Genomic DNA, 14,995 nt, shown 5'->3' with positions numbered 1-14,995 from the left:
TTTCCTGCAGTTGAACACCGCGTGACGTGCGCGAGACCGTGCTGGCGTGTCGGCTGTGTGTCCTCGTAGGTTCGGAAGGTCGTGCCCCCCACCCGGGGGCAGAACCACCACACCAGGAGTCCTCACACCGATGAGCCCGTCCCACACCCCCGAACCCACCACCAGGCGGAGGCACGGCATCGTCGCCGGTACCGCCCTCGCCACCGCGGGCGTCCTCGTCGCGCTGGGCGCCCCGGCCACCGCGGCCTCGGCGCCCGCCGACGCGGCGACCCCCGCTCCGACGGCGCCCGTCACCACGGCTGCCGTCGGCGACACGACGATCGACGTCCTCGACGTCAACGACTTCCACGGCCGCATCGAATCCGAGGGCACCACGGCGGACAAGGCCGCGGGAGCCGCGAAGCTCGCCGCTGTGGTGCAGGCCCAGCGAGAGGCGAACCCGAACACGATCTTCGCGAGCGTCGGGGACAACGTCGGAGCGTCGACCTTCACGTCCTTCGTGCAGCAGGACGACCCGACCATCGACGTCCTCAACCAGATGCACCTGGACGTCAGCGCGATCGGCAACCACGAACTGGACAAGGGCCAGGACGATCTCACCGGGCGGATCGAGAACCGGGCGGACTGGCCCTACGTCTCCGCGAACATCGTCGAGCAGGGCACCACCGACCCCGCCTTCACCCCGTGGTCGATCGTCGAGAAGGGCGGCGTCAAGGTCGGCTTCATCGGGGCGACCACCGAGGCGCTCATCCCCGGTCTCGTCAGCCCCGGCGGCGTCGAGGGCCTCGCGATGGCACCGATCGTCAGCTCGGTCAACCGGTACGCGGACGAGCTCACCGACGGTGACACGGCGAACGGTGAAGCGGACGTCCTCGTCCTCCTCGTCCACGAGGGCGCGACCACCGGGAGCATCACGGACGCCACCGGCAGCGGTGCCTTCGGCCAGATCACCGGGAAGGTGTCGTCGAAGGTCTCGGCCATCGTCTCAGCCCACACACACGCCACGTACAACCACTCGATCCCGGGTCCGGACGGCACGCCGCGCCCGGTCATCCAGGCCGGGTCCTACGGGATCAACTACGGCCACCTGCGCATGACGGTCAACGCGGACCGGGAGCTGACCGGCATCACCTCCGCCGTCGAGCCGGTCAACACCGACCCGGCGAAGCCCGTCGACACGAGCTCGGTCACCACCGTGACGAAGACCGTCGCGGACGCGAAGGCGATCGCCGACGTCAAGGGCAAGGAGCAGCTCGGCACCATCACCGGCGACCTGCGACGTGCGCTGCAGTCCGACGGCAAGACCGAGAACCGCGGCGGCGAGTCGCCCCTCGGCAACAACATCGCCGAGGTGCAGCGCTGGGCGACCGAGCGACAGGGCTCCCAGATCGCCTTCATGAACCCGGGCGGCCTCCGCACCGACCTCGTCTACGCGTCCAGTGGTGCGGGTGACCCCGACGGCAGTGTCTCCTACAAGGAGGCCGCTCTCGTCCAGCCGTTCGCGAACACCCTCGTCACCGAGGACATGACCGGGCAGCAGATCAAGGACGCGCTCGAGCAGCAGTGGCAGCCCGACGGCCTGGAGCGCCCGTTCCTCAAGCTCGGTGTCTCCGCAGGCTTCGCCTACACGTACGACCCCTCGAAGGGCCGTGGGGAGCGGATCACCGGCATGACGCTCGACGGCGAGCCCATCGCGCTCGACGAGACACTCAAGGTCACGGTCAACTCCTTCCTGTCGACCGGCGGCGACAACTTCGCGGCCTTCGCGGCCGGGACGAACAAGGCCGATTCCGGTCAGGTCGACCTGCAGGCCCAGGCGGACTACTTCGCGGCACACGGCGCGATCGAGCCGCCTACGGACCAGCGCGCCGTCGGCGTCACCACGACGCCCGAGCCCGAGGGCGGCTTCCAGCCCGGCGACGAGGTGACGGTCGACCTGTCGTCGCTCGTCTTCAGCAGCGTGCCCGACCAGGGCGGCACCGTCACCGTGTCGGCCGGCGGCACCGAGCTCGCCTCCGCCCCGATCGACACCACCGTGGTCGACAAGACCGACGAGCAGGGCCGCGCCTCGCTGACGTTCACGGTCCCCGAGCCCGGTGCGGCGACGCCGGGCGAGCCCGCCGCCCCGTCCGCACGCGCGGCAACCGCGGCGGTCGAGACCTCGGACGAGCCCCTCGTCGTCGAGCTGCCGAACGGGCAGCAGATCACGCTGGCCGTGACCGTGCCGGTGCTCGTCACGCCGGCGCCCGGCGAGGAACCGGTGCCGGCCCCGGGCACCGACCCGACCGACCCGACGACGCCGACCGTCCCCGGCGCGACGGACCCGGACGGCGGCCTGGTCGCGGTACCGGTCGCCGGTGGCGGCTCCGACGACGCCGACGGTGGTCCCCTCGCCTACACGGGTGCCGAGGTCACCGGTCCGGCACTCGCCGCGACGCTCCTGCTGCTCGCGGGCGTGAGCACCCTGGTCGCCGTCCGCCGGAAGCGGGCCGCGCGCGACGCGACGGTGCACGCCGACCGCTGACGGGCCTCCCGGCCGCGTCCCGCGCCCAGCACCCTGCTGACGGGCCCTCCCACCGACCGGTGGGAGGGCCCGTCCCGTCCGCCCGGCCGGGAGGCGCGGTCTCCCACCCCGCCCACCGCCGTCCGGGGTCCTCGACTCGGTTTCCGCAGCGGCCCGCGGTACGCTGCTCCCGTCGCGACACGCGATGCATCGCGCCGGGTCGCCGGACGGTGGTTCCGTCCGTCGAGACCCCGCGGTGCGGGTGTCCTCCGCCTCCAGGGAAACGGCGGAGGACACCCCCTCTCCCTCCGGTGCTCACCGCGCGTGCGGTTGGATGGTCCCCATGAACGTGCTGACCGTGGACGGCCTCGCCGCCGTGACGAACGTGCTCGACCTCTCCGGGGTCTTCGCGTCCGCGCTGCTCGGCGGGTCCATCGCACGGACGATGGACTTCGACCTGTTCGGGTTCCTCGTCGTCGGCTTCGTGTCCGGCCTCGGCGGCGGTCTGCTCCGTGACGTCCTGCTGCAGAACGGGCCGCCCGTCGCCCTCACCGACCCGCTCTACCTGCCGGTCGCGGTCGCCGGTGCCCTCGTGGCGTTCTTCGTCTCCTTCTCCGAACGCACCTGGGACCGGCTCTTCACCGTGCTCGACGCCGCCGTCATCGGGTTCTGGGCGGTGGTCGGCGTGCAGCGCACCTTCGACGCCGGGCTCGAATGGCCGGCCGCGATCATCATGGGCACCGTCACCGCGGTGGGCGGCGGTGCGATGCGCGACATGCTCCTGCGCCGCGTCCCGGCGGTCTTCGGCGGGAACGCGCTGTACGCCACGGTCGCGGTCGCCGCGTCCGCCGTGATGGTGGTCGCGTCGTTCCTCGGGTCGCCGTCGATCGGGATCCTGGTGGCGATCCTGCTCTCGCTCGTCCTGCGCTGGGGCGCGGTCCGGCGCGGCTGGGGCCTGCCGAACGGCCGCGACTGGCAGCCGCAGTCCCGGCTGGCCTCCCTGCTCCGGCGCGGTCGCGGGCGTGGCCGTCGCCTCGTCCGCCCCGAGGCCGTGCGGCTCCTCCGCCGCCCGGGGCGACGGGCCGGCGCGGGCAGCGTGCACACCGACGGCGATGCACCGCATGCCGCGGAACCGACCCTGGACTGACTCCGGCTCTGGGATCGTCGACGGCGCCGTCGTACACTCGAGACCGCCGGGTACCGACCCGGCCGCACCCCCGGGCGTCGCACCGACGTGACCCGAAGACGGCGGTCCCGTCCGGAACGTGCGGGTACGAGGGACGACCGCTCCGCGCGGGATCAGACGCACGGCGCGGTCCCCCGACCCGCGCACCGCCGACGCGACCGGCGGCGCCCCACCCCCATCGGCAGAGTCCCGGAACAGGATCCGATGACCGACGCATCCGCCCCACCCGCATCCGACCCGCGCGCATCCGACCCGCAGGGGACCGGCCCAGACCGGACGAGGCCGGTGCCACGCACGCCCCGCGCCGAGGTCCGGGAGCGCCTGCTCAGGGCGGGCGCGCGGGTCTTCGCCGAGCAGGGTGTGCACGAGGCCCGGCTCGACGACATCGCCGCCGCCGCCGGGTTCAGCAAGGGTGCCGTCTACTCGAACTTCTCCTCGAAGGAGGACCTGGTCGGGCAGGTGATGCAGCGGGCCACGAACCTCGTGCTCCGCTCACTGCAGGAGCTCGTCCGGATCGACATCGAAGCGGCGGACGTCGGGGACGTCGTCCGCGCGGCGTTCGGGCGGCACGACCAGCGCGCGCAGTTCGCCCTGCTGTCCGAACTGCGGGGCTACGCGATCCGGCACCCGGAGTTCATGCCCGAGTTCGTCCGGCAGCGTCGACACCTGCACGACGGGGTCCGTGAGCTCGTCCACCGGTGGTTCTCCGCCCACCCCGAGCTCGACCCCGGCATGCCGCTCGACACCTTCGCCACCCTGCTCGTCGCGGCCAACTCCGGGACCGTCTTCGACGCCCCGGCGCTCGACGAGGCGAACCCGGGCGACGTGGTCGCCGCCCTCGTCGAGGCGGTCATCCGTCCGCGGTGACCGGCCGGCCCTGCGAGCGCTCCGATGACGGCAGCAGGCTCGGCGGGAGCAGCCGCGACCGCAGCACCTGACGACGGGACACCGCCGCGTCCAACGCGGTCCGCGCCTCCCGGAGCACCGTCACGAGCGCCTGCGGGTCGGCCGGACCGACCGCGGCGTACCGCTCACGGTCGATCGCGTCGACGACGGTCTCGAGGGACGGCACCACCGCGGGCGGGACGGTCGTCCGGAGCCGGCCGAACACCGCCCGCGCCGTCCGCGCGGCGGCGGCGGCGTCACCGGGCGGCACCGCAGCCGGCGCGAAGCCGTGGTCGTCGAGGTCGTCGAGGAGTTCCCGCCAGGCGGTCACCGCCGGGTCGCGACCCGCCGCGACCGCTGCCGTCCGACGGCGGCGGCGCACCGCACGCAGCAGGCCCGGCGCGACGAGGAGCGCCAGCGCGACGAGCAGCCCGACGAGCACACCCCCGGTCCGGGAGACTCCCCCGTCGCCCGTCCCGCCGCCGGCGTCCGCCCCGGCCGCCGCACTCGGGTCGGCACTCGGGGAGGCCGAAGGAGTCGTCGTCTCGCCCGGCGCGGGCAGCGGTGTCTCGGATGCCGCCGCCGACGGCGTCGACGTCGGCGTGGACTCGGCCTGCGCGGCCGCGTCGGACGCCGGCGTCGGCTCGAACGCCACCCAGCCGGCACCGCGGATGTACAGCTCCGGCCACGAGTGCAGCTGCCGGTTCGACACCGTGTACTCGCCGTCCTCCTTCGCCGCGCCGGCCCGGTACCCGACCGCGATGCGGGACGGGATCCCGAGCGTGCGGGCCATCACCGCCATCGCCGAGGCGAAGTGCACGCAGTAGCCCGAGCGCTCCCGCAGGAAGGTCGCGACGACGTCCATGCTGTCGCCGTCGTAGCCGCGCTCGACGGGCGCCGTCTCCGAGTACTCGAACAGCCCGCTGCGGAACCACTGCTCGAGGGCGCGCCCCCGCTCGTAGTCCGAGGTCGTCGCACCGCCGACACGGGCGGCGGTGTCGGCGATGGTCGTCGGCAGGTCGTCCGGGAGTGCGGTGTCGGTCCGGAGCTGCTCCCGGGACGGGGTGCGGAAGCCGCGGCCGTCGGCGTCGTCGAGCCGACCGGACGCCGCCACCGCGTCGAGGTAGGCGTTCGCCGACACCGACGCGCCGTACGCCTCGTACGTCGCACCGCGTGCGGTCGCCGGGCCGGCGGACCGGACCGTGTTCGTGTCACCGGACCAGCGCCACTGGCTGAGGTCGAGGTTCGTCGACTCCGACTCGATCGACATCGCACCGGCCGGCAGCGGGAGGTAGTTGCTCGACAGCCCGGTGATCCGCACGGTCACGTCCGCGCGACCGGCGAGCCGGGGGTTCACGCCGACCGCCCACCGCGACTGGTCGGCGGTGTCGGCGGTGCTGGCGTCCGTGACGGTCGGGACCCAGTCCCCCGTGCCGAACTCGTCGAGGTCCGCGAGCTTGAGGTACTGCGGCTGCCCGTCGGCCGAGCGGTACCGGAACACCTCGAGCTCGCTCGGGCGGCGGAGGTCCTGGCCGAGTTCGAGCAGCGTCCCGGGACGCCCCGGTTGGATCGGCGACCGGACCGAACCGGTGACGCCGGAGAGCCACCCGGAGTCGAGCGGCACGAGGGTCGGCAGCCCGACCGCGACGACGAGCCCCATCGCGCCGACCACGGCAGCCGGGAAGACCCGCTGTACCGGGCGGACCGAGGTCCAGAGCAGCGCGAGGAAGGCCAGCGCGGTGAGGACCACGATCCAGACGGAGGGCGCCTCACCGGTGATGATCCCCGGCACGAGCAGGATCACGAGTGCGGGGACGGCCGCGAGCGCCGCCGTCGGGGCGATCGCGGCGAGGAACAGCGACGCCGCCGCGACCCATGCGATCGCAACCGTGACGACGAGGCGGATCGAGTCGGTCTGCGGGAGCGGCGCCGGGTTGAGCCGGATCGCCGCGAGCGTCTGCCCGAGCGCCCCGTCCTGGTCGAGCCAGCCGAGCGGTGCCGAGTCGTTGACGAGCGCGACCCCGCAGGAGCTGACGACGAGCGTGGCCACGAGCGCGACGAAGCGGACGCCGCGCGGGCGGGAGCGGAACGCGAGCACGGCGGCGACGAGCACCGCGGTGACGACGACGCCGGACACCCACCACGCGGTCCCCTGCACGAGCGGACGCATCGCGAGCGCGGCGACGAGCACCGGCACGGGAGCGAGTGCGACGACGCGGGCGTCGAGGCCGTCCGGCCGACGGTCGTCGCGAGCGAGGACCTCGCGGACGTCGACGTGCGGCCGCGGTCGGTCCGGGGTGGTGGCGGTCATCGTCGCTGTCCGCCCGCGGTCGGGTCGGCGGTCACCGCGTCGGTCCCGCCGTCGTGCTGCCCGGTACCGGGACGACGAGGACCCGCCACCCGGCTCGGTCGAGGATGCCGCGCACCACCGGATCGGGCGGCACGACCGTGACGAGCAGACCGCGGCTCGACCCGTTCGTCGCCGAGACGAGGTCGGCGGCCTGCGCGACGGTGCAGTGCCCGGTGACGACGGCCGTCATGCCGTGCACGTCCCGGCCGCGGACGCCGTGCAGCAGCGCGGGCACGTCGCGGGCACCGCTGCGCACGCCCACGTCCGCGAGGCCGACGAGGACCTCGGACAACCCGCCGGCGTCACCACTGTGCCGGACGTCACCGCCGGGGTCGTCGGTCACGAGGGCGACGCGCGAGGTCCGCGCCGACAGTGCCCGCGCGACGCTGGCGGCCACCACGACGGCGTGCTCGAAGGCCTGGTCACCGCCGAGGTCGGCGAGTTCGGCGAGGTCGTCCCGGCCGAGCTGCTGGTACGACTCGCGCCGGACATCGAGCGCGACGACCGCCTCGGGCGGCTGGGCCTGTGTGGTCTGACGGACGTGCAGGCCGCCCCGCTTCGCGCTCTGCCCCCAGTGCACCCGGCGGATCGGGTCCCCGGGGCGGTAGGGGCGGAGCTCGCTGTCGTCGGCGGAGCCGCCCTGCCCGACCCGCCCCTCGTCGGCGGACACGGCCCCGGCGAGCGCGGCGGAGTCGAGTGCGGCGAGCGGGACGGACGCGGGGACGACGACGACCTCCTCCGCGGCCACGACGGGCCGGTCGATCCGGAGCAGGCCGAACGGGTCCTCGACGCGGACCGTCACCGGCCCGACGACACCGCGCCCCCGGGAGATCGCGAGCGCCTCGACGTCGAGCACGGCCGGCGGTGCGGTCGGTCCGACGGCCAGGAGCGACGTCGGTTCCGCCGTGCTGACGAAGCGGTCGTCGAGCTGCTCACGGACGAGCAGCGTCGACCGCGGCGCGAAGCGCATCCCCGACCCGCGCAGGGTCACGCGCTCGCGGTAGACCTCGCCGACCTGCACGACCGCGCGCGGTGCCGACCGGGTGGCCCGGAGCGGCGCCGCCACGGCGAGTGCGGTCACGACGCCGAGGACGACCAGGACGACCAGGAGCAGTCCGGCGGTGACGGCGACGCTCATCGACGTGACCAGTCCGGCGAGGAGGAGCCCGACGCCGGCCGCGGTCACCGTCCAGCCGCGCAGGGTCGGTCGGGGGAACGGCGTGCGGCGGAGCATCCCGAGCCCGCGCCGTCCGTACCGGGACAGCACGGAACGCGCCGCGCCGGTGCGACGTCCGAGCCGTCCGGCGACGGGGCGCTGGTCCACCATCAGGACCGGACGGGCGTGGCGGTGAAGGGCACCGCGGTGTCCGCGACGATGCGGACGACGATCTCGCGGACGGTGTCCTCCGCGTCGCCACCGAGTCCGCGTGCGACCGGGACGAGTCGGTGGGCGAGGACGACCGGTGCGAGCCCGGCGACGTCGTCCGGCGTGACGAACGGACGGCCGGCGAGGGCTGCGGCGGCCCGGGCGGCCTGCGCCAGGTGCAGGGTCGCGCGGGGGCTCGCGCCGAGGAGCAGGTCCGGGTGTGAGCGGGTGACGCGGACGATCTCCACGATGTACGCCTCGACGTCCGCGGCGACGTGCACGGAGCGGACGGCGGCGATCATCGACCGCAGCGTGTCGACGTCGACGACCGGGCGGAGGTCGCTCAGCGGGTCGTGCCCACCGCGCGCGGAGAGCATCCGTCGCTCGGCGCCGGCGCTCGGGTAGCCCATCGCGATGCGGGCCATGAACCGGTCGCGCTGGGCCTCAGGCAGCGGGTACGTGCCCTCCATGTCCACCGGGTTCTGCGTGGCGACGATCATGAACGGGGACTCGAGCGGCCGGGTCACGCCGTCGACGGTCACCTGCGACTCCGCCATCGCCTCGAGCAGGGCCGACTGGGTCTTCGGGCTGGTGCGGTTGATCTCGTCGCCGATGACGACGTTCGCGAAGACCGGTCCGGGCGAGAACCGGAAGGTGCCGGACGACTGGTCGTAGATGTTCACACCCGTGACGTCGGACGGCAGCATGTCGGACGTGAACTGGATGCGGTTCACCGAGCCGCCGACCGATGCGCCGAGTGCCTTGGCGAGCACGGTCTTGCCGACCCCGGGGACGTCCTCGACGAGCAGGTGACCCTCGGCGAGCATGACGGTGAGTGCCGTGCGGATCGCCTCGGGCTTGCCGTCCACCACGGTCGCGACCGACGACGCGATCGCCGCCCCGGCTTCCTGGATCACGTCGATCGGCACGGTTCGGTGGGTCAGGTCCGGCACGCAGGTCTCCTCGCCACGGGGTCGATGTTCGGCGATGCTACCCCGGCACGGTGACAGCCAGCGGAGGATGTGTCACCGAACGCGGGGACCGGACCGCGGGTGACGTCAGGCGTCCGGGAGCGGGGACAGACCGAGCGACCAGAGGGCGACTCCGTGCACGCCGAGTCCCCGTGCGAGGTCCCGTCGCACGGCGTAGGAGCGGGCGTCGGACCAGTGGAGTCGCCGTCCGTCGTCGAGCGTCGCCGACCACTCCCCCGTGCGGTCCGACCAGGTCGCGTGGTCGCCGGCGAGACGAGCAGCCGTGGCCGCCGGGACCGGGCTCGCGTCAGCGCCGTCGCCCCACGCGTACCCGTACCCGGCGACGCCGACGTCGATCCGCTCGGCCGGGATGCCGCCGTCGATCGCGGCCAGCACGGCCTTCCGCGTCCAGGGCAGCGCGCCGATCGGGCCCGGGCCGGACCAGGGGCCGTGCTGGTCGTACGTCATGAGCACGACCCGGTCGAGGTGTGCCGCGAGCGGCCCGAGGTCGTAGCCCCGCTCGCGGTACCCGTCCCGGTCCGTCGAGGCCATCATCGCGATCGACACCTCGGCGTCGTCGCCGAGCCGGTCCTGCACGGCGGCCCGCAACTCCCGCGCGAAGGCCACGAGCCCGTCCCGGTCCTGGTCCCGCATCGACTCGAGGTCGATCTGCACGCCGTCGGTGCCGAGGTCGGCGGCGAGGTCGACGAGTTGCTCGACGAGGTGCCCGCGGTCCGCCGTCGAGGACAGCAGCGCGGTCGCGGCTTCGGGCGAGAAGTCCCCGAGCGTCGGCGAGTAGTTGCTGAAGAGCACCTCCGTCGCCGCGCCGGCGTCGGCCGCTGCGTCGACCAGGTCGTCGAGGCCTTCGGGCGGTTCGAGCAGGTGGCTGCCGTCGTCGGACAACGAGGCGCCGTCGACCCCGATGACGGTGGCACCGCGGGCGACCGCCGTGCGGACCCGCTCGACCGCGCCGTCGCCGGGTTCGACGTAGCCCTCGACGCCCTCCCCGGTCGCCGCGCGGGTCGTGGTGCCGGCACCGGCACCGCCGTCGGCGCCGGCGGCGCTGCAGCCGGCGAGCAGGACCGCGGCGATCACGACGCTCGCCGCAGCCGTCGTCACCCGTCGCATCATGCGCTCACCGTAACGGACTCCCGGGGGTGGGTCGGGCCTCCCGGGAAGGACGACGGGAACGACGAAGCCCCGGTCCGCTGCTGCGGGACCGGGGCTTCGAGGAGTGCGGAGACGGAGGGATTTGAACCCTCGGTCCCCTAAAGGGGACTCCACCTTAGCAGGGTGGTGCACTCGGCCTGACTATGCGACGTCTCCAGGTGCCTGACGGCACTCCGACCACCATACAGGAGGACCGGGGCGGGGACGAAACGGGACGGAGGCCCGCTGTCGGGAGCGCGCCCCCGGCCGGTCCCCCGAAGTGGGGACGCAAGGGGCTTGCCACGGTGTACCCCGCTGCATAGTCTCATCGGGACGTGGCGATCACATTCCGGGGCATCCGTGCCCTGTCGCTGCGACACAGCACCCAGATGTCGCTCCTCGTGGCCTGGGCCCGGCGTCCCCGACCGCCCGGCGCCCGCCCGGGGAGCGACGTCGTCCTGGCCGGCAGCGTCCTGCCCGGCACCCTGCGGCGACTGCCTACCATGCGGCGCTAGGCGCTCTCCGCGCTCCGGAAGCGCTCCGGCAGGGCGATGAGCAGTTCGGCGAGCTCGGTCAGACGAGCGGCGCACCGGAGCACGTCGTCCGCCTGCGCAGCAGCCCGCGCCGCCTTGACCAGGTGCATCCGCGTGGTCCAGTCCGCCGCCACGTCGATGCCGTTCGCGAGCGCGATGTCATCGGTGTGGAAGACGTCGAGCACCGGCTGCTGCGACCGGAGCCAATCCGCACTCACCGGAGCACCCGAGCGGCGGAGCACCCACACGGCGAGCTCGACGAAGGCCCCGGCGTCGGACTGACACTCCCGCAGTGCGACGGCGTCGAACGGCTCGTCGGTCGGCGCACAGCTGGTCGGCGGGTCGAGGAGCATCGACCGGGCGATGCGGGTGCGCTCCACCATCTGGCCGACGGTCCACGGGGCGATGACCACGCCGACGTACCGCTGGACGACCACGAGCCGCATCGCCTCGAGCGGGACGAGGGCTTCCCGGACCGGCGTGCGCGAGACCTGCATGTCGTCCGCCAGGGCGTCGAGGCGGAGACGCTGCCCTCGCCGGTAGTCACCGCGCAGGATGCTCCGGAGCATGCGCGCGAAGACGGCGTCCCGCAGCAGGTTGCGCGGGACGGCGATCGGGTCCCCGGGGTGGGCGACGTCACGATCGGGACGGAGGAGGCCGGTCATCACGTCACCGTCACGCACGGCGGCCCCGATGGGACACCACCCCGACACCGCCGTGGACAACCGTCCCGGTCAGCCGTATGTGGAGGGCGTCATCCTGTTCGGTCGTCGCTCGTCGTCCACTCGTCGTTCTCGCGTTCCGCATGGTGCCTCCGTGACCACGGCCCGCCAGGTCGGGCCGTGGTCACGAGGATCACAGGGCGCGGAACCCACCGCTAAACATGTTGCATCAGGAGTTTCGCGTGGATGCGGACTTCGACCCCGCCCCGTCCTTCGCGGTCAGGACGGACAGCGGCTGGGTGATGTCCTCCAGGCCCTTCCGGGCGGCATCGACCCCGAAGACCAGCGCCACCACGCCTCCGAGGACCATCACCCCGGACCCGAGCAGGTAGCCCCAGAACAGCGGCTCGCGCGACGAGCCGTCACCGATGAAGGCGCCGTACACGATCGGGGCGATCGCACCGAAGACCTGCGCCAGGGCGAAGAAGTACGAGATCGCCTGCGAGCGCAGTTCGAGCGGGAAGATCTCGCTCACCGTCAGGTAGGCGCTCGATGCACCGGCCGACGCGAAGAAGAACGACACGCACCAGAACGCGACCTGCACCGTCGCGCTGATGGCGTCCGCGCGGAACAGGAACGCCGAGGTCGCGAGCACGAGCCCCGAGACCAGGTACGTCAGGAAGATCATCTGCCGGCGACCCCAGGTGTCGAAGAACCGGCCGAGGATGAGCGGGCCGAGCAGGTTGCCGATCGCGAACGGGAAGAAGTACAGGCTCGTCTGCGCGGTCTCCATGTCGAAGAAGTTCGTCAACACCAGCGCGTACGTGAAGAAGATCGCGTTGTACAGGAAGGCCTGCGTGATCATCATCGTCGCGCCGACCAGCGTGCGGGTCGGGTACTGCTTGAGCAGCACGCGGGCGATGGTGAGGAACCCGACGCGGTCCATCGGCGTCACCGTCATCGCCTTCGACTGCGGCACGGTCTCGAGCTTCCGACCCGACTCCCGCTCGACCTCGGCCTCGATGCGCGAGACGGTCTCCTCCGCCTCCCGCTCCTTCCCGTGCGTCATCAGCCACCGGGGACTCTCCGGGATGTGGCGCCGCAGGAAGATGATCGCGATGCCGAGCACCGGGCCGAGGAAGAACCCGATCCGCCAGCCGACGTCCTCCGCGAAGTGGGCGGTGTCGAGCAGGTAGATGTTCGCGGCGGCGCCGAGCGCAGCACCACCCCAGTAGGTTCCGTTGATGGCGATGTCGACGTGCCCGCGGTACTTCGACGGGATGAGTTCGTCGATCGCCGAGTTGATCGCGGCGTACTCGCCACCGATGCCGAGCCCGGCCACGAACCGGAACACGGCGAGGAACCAGAAGTCCTGCGCGAGGCCGGCGACACCCGAGCCGATGAGGTAGATCGCGAGCGTCAGGATGAAGAGCTTGCGTCGACCGAGCCGGTCGGACATCCGCCCGAAGACGAGTGCACCGACGACCTGACCGACCAGGTAGACGCTGCCGAGCGACGCCACGTCCTGGTTCGACAGCCCGAGGTCCGCCTTGAAGCCGGCGTTCGACACGATCTGGATCTCGAGGCCGTCGAGGATCCACGACACCCCGAGGCCGACCACGACGCTCCAGTGGAACCTCGTCCACGGGAGCCGGTCCATCCTCGCCGGGACCAGGCTCGTGACCGTGCCGTCCCTCGTTCCGCTGGCGCTCGACATGCGCATGCTCCTCCCGCGGCGAGCGCCCTCGGCCAGCCGCAAGCCAGGACCGTACGCCTGCGCCACCGCCTTCGTTCCCGGCCTGGCCGCGGCCCCGGAGCACGGTCCCGACGAGCGCGGAGGCAGGGACGAGCGGGGCGGAGCCGGATCCCCCTATGTCGATCAGGCTCCGCCGCTCTGCTGTCATCCTCCCGGATGCTAGGGATCCTCACAACTCTCGTGACGTCCGCGGGGTCGGCCGGGAGGCCCGTGGCGGCCCCCGCCACGGGCCTCCCGGCCGGTAGCGTGGTCGCGTGCCGCTGCAGAACTCGACCGACCGGATCCTCACCACCCACACCGGGTCACTCCCCCGGACGCCGGCGTTGACCGCGCTCCTGGTCGCCCGTGACCAGGGGAAACCGTTCGACGAGCAGGCACTCCGCGAGGAGTCCGCGGCGGTGCTCGCCGCCACGGTGGACGCGCAGCTCGATGCCGGGCTCGACGTCGTCAACGACGGCGAGGTCCCCCGCGTCGGCTTCTCGACGTACATCCGCGAGCGCCTGACGGGCTTCGGCGGCACCGGCCACCGCAAGCCGACGCTCGACTCCGTGAAGTTCCCCGGGTACGCCGCGTTCCAGGCGCGACAGATCGACGAAGGCGCCGAGTTCGCCCGGGTGTGGGACACCCCGGTCGCGCAGGGCCTGCTGCAGTACGACGAGGAACGGGCCGGGATCCGCGAGGACCTGGACGGCTTCGAGCGCGAACTGGCGCGGAACGCCGCCGACGGACGCGTTCCTGAGGGGACCTTCATCTCCGCGGCGACACCCGGCATCGTCGCCACCACCCTGCTGCTCGACGACGCGAACCCGCACTACGCCGACCACCGTGAGTACGTCTTCGCCCTCGCCGAGCAGCTGCGGGTCGAGTACGAGGAGATCGCCGCCCGCGGGCACGTCCTGCAGCTCGACGCCCCGGACCTCGCGATGGAACGGGTGATCCACTTCGGCGACGCCCCGCTCGACGAGTTCCTGGCCGCCGTCGACCTGCACGTCGACGCCCTCAACCACGCCCTGCGGAACATCCCGAAGGAGCAGACCCGGCTGCACGTCTGCTACGGCAACTGGCAGGGCCCGCACCAGGACGACGTGCCGGTCGACGTGCTCCTCCCGCACCTTTACCGCGCCGACGTCGGCTCGTTCAGCATCCCGTTCGGCAACCCGCGGCACGCGCACGAGTTCCCCGCCTTCCGCGACCTGCCGCTCCCCGACGGCGCCGTACTCGTCCCCGGCGTCATCGACGTGACGACGAACTACCTCGAGCACCCGCAGCTCGTCGCGAACCGGATCGTCGAGGCCGCGGAGGCCGTGGGCGACCCGACGCGCATCGTCGCGAGCACCGACTGCGGCCTGGCGACCTTCGCGAGCTACGAGTTCGTGGCGTCGGACGTCGCCTGGGCGAAGCTCGGCGTGCTCGTCGAGGGCGCGGAGATCGCTTCGCGGCGCCTGTTCGGCTGACGCGGGACGCGCCCGTCTGCGCGCGACGCCTCCGGCCGCGCGAGACGCCGTGGTGTCCGGCGGCGTCTCGGCAGCAGCGCGGCGTCACAGGCTGACGGGGGCGTCTCGGACGGGAGGCGCGGGGCCGGACCGGCTCGACGCTCCCGCCCGGCACGTGGTCGCCAGCGTCGGCGGGCAGGC

General features: G+C 73.1%; 10 protein-coding genes and 1 tRNA gene. 4 read left to right on the top strand and 7 right to left on the bottom strand.

What is annotated here, in order from left to right:
• Positions 1-130: 130 nt before the first annotated feature.
• The 3 genes from DEI91_RS10615 (at position 131) to DEI91_RS16290 (ending at position 4,556) form a co-directional block, all read left to right on the top strand.
• Complete coding sequence (locus DEI91_RS10615; RefSeq protein ID WP_111052255.1) at positions 131-2,524, top strand: bifunctional UDP-sugar hydrolase/5'-nucleotidase; 2,394 nt, start codon at positions 131-133, stop codon at positions 2,522-2,524.
• Positions 2,525-2,846: 322 nt separating this feature from the next.
• Positions 2,847-3,650 carry a trimeric intracellular cation channel family protein gene (locus DEI91_RS10610; protein WP_111052254.1) on the top strand — a complete coding sequence of 268 codons (804 nt, stop codon included), beginning with the start codon at positions 2,847-2,849 and terminating at the stop codon, positions 3,648-3,650.
• A gap of 324 nt (positions 3,651-3,974) precedes the next feature.
• Positions 3,975-4,556: a TetR/AcrR family transcriptional regulator gene (locus DEI91_RS16290; RefSeq protein WP_258374388.1), complete on the top strand. Its 582-nt coding sequence runs from the start codon at positions 3,975-3,977 to the stop codon at positions 4,554-4,556.
• Here DEI91_RS16290 and DEI91_RS10600 read toward each other — a convergent pair.
• From DEI91_RS10600 to DEI91_RS10570, 7 genes are all read right to left on the bottom strand, one after another.
• Positions 4,540-6,885 carry a DUF3488 and transglutaminase-like domain-containing protein gene (locus DEI91_RS10600; protein WP_111052252.1) on the bottom strand — a complete coding sequence of 782 codons (2,346 nt, stop codon included), beginning with the start codon at positions 6,883-6,885 and terminating at the stop codon, positions 4,540-4,542. The two genes, DEI91_RS16290 and DEI91_RS10600, sit on opposite strands and share 17 nt — an antisense overlap.
• Before the next feature lie 31 nt (positions 6,886-6,916).
• Positions 6,917-8,248 carry a DUF58 domain-containing protein gene (locus DEI91_RS10595; protein ID WP_181439567.1) on the bottom strand — a complete coding sequence of 444 codons (1,332 nt, stop codon included), beginning with the start codon at positions 8,246-8,248 and terminating at the stop codon, positions 6,917-6,919.
• 2 nt (positions 8,249-8,250) lie between these two features.
• The gene (locus DEI91_RS10590; RefSeq protein ID WP_375537681.1) at positions 8,251-9,243 is read right to left on the bottom strand and encodes an AAA family ATPase; all 993 of its coding nucleotides are present in this window, start codon (positions 9,241-9,243) and stop codon (positions 8,251-8,253) included.
• A 105-nt stretch (positions 9,244-9,348) separates the two neighbouring features.
• Entirely contained in the window at positions 9,349-10,392 is a 1,044-nt protein-coding gene (locus DEI91_RS10585) for a glycosyl hydrolase family 18 protein (protein ID WP_111052250.1), read from the bottom strand.
• A 106-nt stretch (positions 10,393-10,498) separates the two neighbouring features.
• Positions 10,499-10,587: transfer RNA gene (locus DEI91_RS10580), tRNA-Ser, on the bottom strand.
• Positions 10,588-10,921: 334 nt separating this feature from the next.
• Positions 10,922-11,608, bottom strand: coding sequence for a GntR family transcriptional regulator (locus tag DEI91_RS10575; RefSeq protein ID WP_146244271.1), 687 nt, complete (start codon positions 11,606-11,608; stop codon positions 10,922-10,924).
• 226 nt (positions 11,609-11,834) lie between these two features.
• Entirely contained in the window at positions 11,835-13,322 is a 1,488-nt protein-coding gene (locus DEI91_RS10570) for an MFS transporter (protein ID WP_111052248.1), read from the bottom strand.
• 293 nt (positions 13,323-13,615) lie between these two features.
• Between DEI91_RS10570 and DEI91_RS10565 the strand changes: the two genes are divergently transcribed.
• Positions 13,616-14,815, top strand: a complete 1,200-nt coding sequence (locus DEI91_RS10565) for a cobalamin-independent methionine synthase II family protein (protein WP_258374387.1) — start codon at positions 13,616-13,618, stop codon at positions 14,813-14,815.
• The last annotated feature ends 180 nt before the right edge of the window (positions 14,816-14,995 follow it).

It is taken from the genome of Curtobacterium sp. MCBD17_032, assembly GCF_003234855.1.
GTDB lineage: Bacteria > Actinomycetota > Actinomycetes > Actinomycetales > Microbacteriaceae > Curtobacterium.
Note: the sequence above shows the minus strand (reverse complement) of the source record. Positions and strands in the feature narration are given on the sequence as shown.

Coding starts and splice junctions, on each gene's coding strand:
- DEI91_RS10615 (WP_111052255.1), top strand. CDS start 131: ATGAGCCCGTCCCACACCCCCGAACCCACCACCAGGCGGAGGCACGGC.
- DEI91_RS10610 (WP_111052254.1), top strand. CDS start 2,847: ATGAACGTGCTGACCGTGGACGGCCTCGCCGCCGTGACGAACGTGCTC.
- DEI91_RS10600 (WP_111052252.1), bottom strand. CDS start 6,885: ATGACCGCCACCACCCCGGACCGACCGCGGCCGCACGTCGACGTCCGC.
- DEI91_RS10585 (WP_111052250.1), bottom strand. CDS start 10,392: ATGATGCGACGGGTGACGACGGCTGCGGCGAGCGTCGTGATCGCCGCG.
- DEI91_RS10575 (WP_146244271.1), bottom strand. CDS start 11,608: ATGACCGGCCTCCTCCGTCCCGATCGTGACGTCGCCCACCCCGGGGAC.
- DEI91_RS10570 (WP_111052248.1), bottom strand. CDS start 13,322: ATGTCGAGCGCCAGCGGAACGAGGGACGGCACGGTCACGAGCCTGGTC.